Origin of the sequence: Elstera sp. (genome assembly GCF_044372965.1) — a bacterium.
Classification (GTDB): domain Bacteria; phylum Pseudomonadota; class Alphaproteobacteria; order Elsterales; family Elsteraceae; genus Elstera.
On record NZ_JBILQX010000232.1, the window covers coordinates 1 to 4,582 of the forward strand.

Consider the following 4,582-nt stretch of genomic DNA (forward strand, 5'->3'; position numbering starts at 1 on the left):
GACCATTGAAAAGCTGAAGCGGGAGGCGGTTATCCCCAAGCTTTGGTCGCTCGGCGAGGAACTCACGAAGGACGTGCGCGGGCTTGTCACGAAGCACGGCTTAGATGGAATCTTCGCCCTCACCGGGGCCGCCCCCTGGATGCTGCTAGTGGTGAACGATCACCCGAAGGTCCGCAAAGAGGCGATCAAAACGCTGTTCCTGACCGAAATGCTCGCGCGCGGCATTCTGATGAACGCCAGCCATAACGTCTGCTGGGCCCATGACGCCACCGATATGGCGCGGATGCGGCAAGCCTGGGACGGCGCTTTGGGCGTCGTTGCGCAAGAAATCGCCGGGGGTGCGCTGATTGAGCATCTGAAGGCCCCGATCATCGAACCGATCTTCAAGGTGCGCTGATGCAACAGCCGCAGGCGATCATCCGTTGCGAGGCCGGGGGAACGACCGGCCTTGGCCATGCCGTGCGCTGCTCGGCCCTTGCCGGGCGGCTGCACCAAGCCGGGTGGCGGGTTTCGGTGGCGATTTCGGATGCGGGCTATGCCGCCGTGCCGGACCTTGCCGCCCTGCCGCGCCTCCGCCCCGAAGCCGCCGTGGAAACGCCTGCGGACCTTGTGATTCTTGATGGCTATGACTTCGGCCTTGATGTGGAGCAGAAGTTCCGCCGCGCCGGGCGCAAACTGCTGGTCATCGACGACGCCCCGACCCGCCCGCACGACGCCCATATTCTGCTCGATTCAACCCTTGGGCGGACCGCAGAGGAGTATGAAAGCGTCGCCCCTTCGGCCTGCGTTTTGGCCGGTGCCGCCTATGTGCCGCTCCGCCCCGCCTTTCGCCGGGCGCGGGCCGAACGCTGGCAGCGGTTTAAGGCGGAAGCCCAACCGGAGGTTCAGCGCGTTCTCGTCTCTTTCGGCGGCACCGATCCGCTCGATCACACGGGTAAAGTGCTAACGGCCCTCGCCGAGCACGCGCCCGCCCTCACCTTCGTCGTCGTGATGGGGCCGAGTGCGGCGCATCTTGAGAGCGTCCGCGCCCAAGTGGCCGAGTTGCCGGGGGCTGAACTGCACGTCGCGCCGCCCGATATGGCCGGGCTCATGGCCGGGTGCGATCTCGCTCTTGGCGCGGGCGGCACCTCCTCCTGGGAGCGTTGCTGCTTGGGCCTGCCGACGCTGGTGCTCATCATCGCTGAAAATCAGCGCCCCGGTGCGGAACGGCTCGCCGCATCGGGGGCAGCTTGGTTGGTGGAGGACGACCCCGCTGCGATTGCTGACCGCTTCGCCGCGCTGCGCGCCGATAGCTCGGCCCGCGCCAAAATGACCGAAGCAGGGCGCGCGCTGATCGACGGGCGCGGGCTCGACCGGGTTCTGCTGCCGCTGATGCCGTCCCAATCCATTCTCGACGGGCGCGTGTCGCTGCGCCTGATGGAGACCCGTGACGAAGCCCTGCTGCTCGACTGGCAGCGCCACCCGGAAACCCGGCGCTATGCCCGCTCCGCCGCCGCGCCGACCGAAGCGGAACATGCCGCTTGGTATCGACGCCTGCTGGAAGATCCCGACCGCCTGCCCTTTTTCGTGCAGGAAGACACGCCGATGGGGCCGCGCCCCGTTGGCTATGTGCGCCTCGATTGGCGGGCGGAGCCGGTGCCGGGGTGGGAAATTTCCATCGCCACCGCCCCCGACCATTACCGGCGCGGGATTGGCCGCGCCGCCCTTAACCTCGCCTCGGCCCTGGTGCCGCGCGAGCCGATCCTCGCCCATGTGCTGCCGGAAAATGAAGCCTCCCACGGGCTATTCCGCGCCGCAGGTTACCTTCCGTTCACCGAGGGCTGGTATCGTCTAAGTCCCCGCCTGACAGAAAGCGCTGCATGACCCAGAGTTTTGCGATTGCCGGTCGCCCCATCGGCCCCGATCACCCGCCCTATATTATTGCGGAAATCAGCGGCAACCATAATGGCGAGATTGCCCGCGCCAAAGAATTGATCTCGATGGCGAAAGCCTGCGGGGCCGATGCGGTGAAGCTGCAAACCTACACCGCCGATACGATCACGATCGATCACAATGGCCCCGGCTTTACCATCAAAGGCGGGCTGTGGGACGGGCGCACGCTCCACGATCTTTACGGCGAAGCCCATACGCCGTGGGAATGGCACGGCGAATTGTTCGATCATGCCAAGACCGAAGGCATTGCCTGCTTCTCCTCGCCGTTTGATTTTACCGCCGTCGATCTGCTGGAAAGCCTAAACGCGCCCGCCTTCAAGATCGCCTCCTTCGAGATGATCGATTTGCCGTTGATCCGCTATGTGGCGCGCCTGGGCAAACCGATGATTATTTCGACCGGCCTTGCTAATCTTGGCGAGATTTCCGAGGCTGTCGCCGCGGCCAAGGGCGCGGGCAATACGCAGCTTTGCCTGCTGCATTGCGTCTCGGCTTACCCCGCTGCCGCCGAAGACTATAATCTCGCAACCATTGCCCATCTGGGCGCGGCGTTCGACGTGCAGCCCGGCCTGTCCGACCATACGCTGGGTACAGCGGTGCCGGTGGCGGCAACGGTTCTGGGCGCGACGGTCATCGAAAAACACGTCACCCTGCGCCGCGCCGATGGCGGGCCGGATGCGGCTTTCTCGCTGGAGCCGGACGAGTTGAAGCGCTTGGTCGATGATACGCGCACCGCCTGGGCGGCCAAGGGCCGCATCACCTATGAGCAGCAGGACGGCGAAAAGGGCAATGCCCAGTTCCGCCGCTCGCTCTATGCGGTCGCGGATATTAAGGCGGGCGAGCAACTGACGCCGCTCAGCGTGCGCTCCATCCGCCCCGGCTTCGGGCTTGCGCCGAAATTCTACGAGCGCGTGCTGACCCTGACCGCCCGCACCGATATTCCGCGCGGCACGCCGCTGGATTGGACCTTGCTGGCCTAGTTACCGAGGAAATTCCATAATGAGCTTCATTCCCTACGGCCGTCAGGAAATCGACGAAGACGATATCGCCGCCGTCGTCGCCGCGTTGAAATCCGATTGGCTGACGACCGGCCCGAAAGTGGGCGAGTTCGAAAAAGCCTTTGCGGAGTTTACTGGCGCAAAAGAAGCCGTCGCGGTTTCCAACGGCACCGCCGCGCTCCATTGTGCCATGCTGGGCGCGAACATTGGGCCGGGGGACGAGGTGATCGTCTCCACGATGACCTTCGTGGCCTCGGCCAATGCCGCCGTTTATATGGGCGCAACGCCCGTGTTTGCCGATGTTCTGCCCGATACGCTGACCATCGATCCCGCCGATGTCGCCCGCAAGATCACGCCGAAGACGAAGGCCATCGTCGCGGTCGATTACTGCGGCCAGCCCTGCGATTACGACGCGCTCTGGGCCTTGTGCGAAACCCACGGGCTGAAGCTGATTTCCGACGCCTGCCACGCGGTTTGCGGCTCCTATCGCGGCAAATCGGTCGGCACGCTCGCCGATTTCTCCACCTTCTCGCTGCATCCGGTGAAGCATTTCACCACGGGCGAAGGCGGGTTGATTACCACCGACGATCCCGACCGGGCGCAGGCGATGCGGATTTTCCGCAACCACGGCATCACCTCGGACCACCGTAGCCGGGCCGCCACGGGTGGGTTCGCTTATGAACAGGTGATGTTGGGGTTCAACTACCGCCTAACCGATTTCCAATCGGCTTTGGGCATTTCGCAGTTGAAGAAACTGCCGAAATGGCAAGAACGCCGCTGGGCCATCGCCAAGCGTTACCGCGAAGCCTTCGCCGAAATGAACGCGGTGCGCCCGCTCGCCGAAGTGCCGCACACGCAGCACGGCTACCATCTATTCGTCGTGCGGATCGACCCGGAAGGCTCGCGCCTGACGCGGGATGAACTCTTCCCGATTCTGCGGAACAATCATCAGTTGGGCGTGAACGTGCATTATCAGCCCGTCCATACTCAGCCCTATTACCAAGCGACCTTCGGCACCAAGCTCGGTGATTGTCCGGTGGCGGAAGCTGCGTGGCCGCAGATCCTCACCATTCCAATTTGGGGGAATATGACCGACGCGCAGGCCGACCGCGTTATCGAAGCCCTGCGGGTAGAAACCAGCGGTCGGGCGGCGGCATGACGGCATTTGTTGCGCTGCCGCTCTATCGCGGCGGCCCGACTGTGGGGCGCTTGGGCCTCGGCACGGTGGCCCTTGGGCTGGCCTATGGCGTTGGGCCAGAGGCGGTTCTGCCGCCCGAGGCCGACGCGCTGGCGACGCTGCACGCGGCGCGTCAAGGCGGTGTGGATTTCTTTGACACCGCCCCCGCCTATGGCGATGCCGAGCGGCGGACCGGCCTTGCTTTGGGCGAGGATTCTGGGGCCGTTATCGCCACGAAAATCCTGTTGCCGAAGGATATCAGCGCCTTAGAGCTTCCGGCCTTTGTGGAAACGTCAGTCTCGACCAGCTTAAGCCGCTTGAAGCGGGCTAAGCTTGATATGCTTAAAATACACAATGCTTCTTCCGCCGATATGCAGAACCCGGTTTTGCTGGCGGCCTTGCGGGGGGAAATGGATGCCGGGCGGGTGGCAGCCTTAGGGGCGTCGGTCTATGGGCCGGAGGATGCCGCCGCCGTTAT

5 protein-coding genes are annotated in these 4,582 nt (G+C 64.1%); all 5 read left to right on the top strand.

Features of this window, described 5'->3' with window-relative positions:
- A partial coding sequence (locus ACIQ36_RS18485) for a hypothetical protein (protein WP_395832070.1) occupies positions 1-397 on the top strand: 397 nt, incomplete at its 5' end.
- Positions 397-1,863, top strand: a complete 1,467-nt coding sequence (gene pseG, locus ACIQ36_RS18490; RefSeq protein WP_395832072.1) for a UDP-2,4-diacetamido-2,4,6-trideoxy-beta-L-altropyranose hydrolase — start codon at positions 397-399, stop codon at positions 1,861-1,863. The genes ACIQ36_RS18485 and pseG, both read left to right, overlap by 1 nt.
- The gene (pseI, locus tag ACIQ36_RS18495; protein WP_395832074.1) at positions 1,860-2,909 is read left to right on the top strand and encodes a pseudaminic acid synthase; all 1,050 of its coding nucleotides are present in this window, start codon (positions 1,860-1,862) and stop codon (positions 2,907-2,909) included. The genes pseG and pseI overlap by 4 nt, the downstream gene beginning before the upstream one ends.
- A gap of 19 nt (positions 2,910-2,928) precedes the next feature.
- The gene (gene pseC, locus ACIQ36_RS18500; RefSeq protein WP_395832076.1) at positions 2,929-4,086 is read left to right on the top strand and encodes a UDP-4-amino-4,6-dideoxy-N-acetyl-beta-L-altrosamine transaminase; all 1,158 of its coding nucleotides are present in this window, start codon (positions 2,929-2,931) and stop codon (positions 4,084-4,086) included.
- A partial coding sequence (locus ACIQ36_RS18505) for an aldo/keto reductase (RefSeq protein ID WP_395832078.1) occupies positions 4,083-4,582 on the top strand: 500 nt, incomplete at its 3' end. The genes pseC and ACIQ36_RS18505, both read left to right, overlap by 4 nt.

Coding starts and splice junctions, on each gene's coding strand:
- pseI (WP_395832074.1), top strand. CDS start 1,860: ATGACCCAGAGTTTTGCGATTGCCGGTCGCCCCATCGGCCCCGATCAC.
- pseG (WP_395832072.1), top strand. CDS start 397: ATGCAACAGCCGCAGGCGATCATCCGTTGCGAGGCCGGGGGAACGACC.
- pseC (WP_395832076.1), top strand. CDS start 2,929: ATGAGCTTCATTCCCTACGGCCGTCAGGAAATCGACGAAGACGATATC.